Origin of the sequence: Kitasatospora indigofera (assembly GCF_014655955.1) — a bacterium.
GTDB lineage: Bacteria > Actinomycetota > Actinomycetes > Streptomycetales > Streptomycetaceae > Kitasatospora > Kitasatospora indigofera.
Map to the genome: position 1 here is coordinate 1 of NZ_BNBO01000173.1, position 783 is coordinate 783.

At 72.3% G+C, this 783-nt stretch carries 1 pseudogene; it reads left to right on the top strand.

Annotated elements, in window-relative coordinates:
• Positions 1-451: 451 nt before the first annotated feature.
• Positions 452-783, top strand: a pseudogene (locus tag IE329_RS40015) (sugar ABC transporter permease); the annotation flags it as partial.

Here is a 783-nt window from a genome sequence, read left to right on the forward strand (position 1 = left end):
CCGCCGTCCTCGGCGACCTGCAGAAGAAGGCCGAAGCCGCGGCCGCCGACAAGTAATGCCCCTCGGGCCGGTGCCGGCCGCACCGCCGGCACCGGCCCGACGCACAGCACCGCACTGCACCGCACTGCACGGTTCAGCGCCGTGGCGAGCTGCACAGCGCTGAACCCGCGGCCCACCGCATCACCGCACCCGCATCACCACACCCGCACCACCGCTCACGCACCCGCAACGCCGCACCTGCGAAGAGCCAGCACAGCCGAAGGGCGCAGGCAGGACCCGCGTACGCGACACTCCCGTACGCCGTCCCCGCGCACCCGGCTCCCGCGCGGACAGCATCCCTGTACTCCGTGCCGGCGCGCCGCAACTCCCGCGCCCCGCACGCAATCGCGCACCACCACCGCACACCGTGTGGCGGCCCACACCGCCGTACACCAAGGGAAGGCCTTACCCCGTGTCGCTCAAGACCGCCGAGCCCGGTGCCGACCGGGCACGCCGGGGCACCCCGGCGGGCAGGCGCTCCGGCCTGGCCAGGCTCGGTCCGCTGCCCTGGATCGCCCCGGCCGTCCTGCTCATCCTGCTCGTGGTGCTCTGGCCCGTCTACGAGATGGTCCACACCTCCTTCCTGCGGATCAGCACCACCGGCTTCGTCCGTGGATCGGCCGGCTTCGACAAGTACACCAAGCTCTTCGACGAGCCGGACTTCGTCCCGGTGCTCGGCTGGACCTTGGTCTGGACGGTCGTCGTGGTCGTGCTGACGATGGTGCTGTCGCTGGCCCTGGCGCA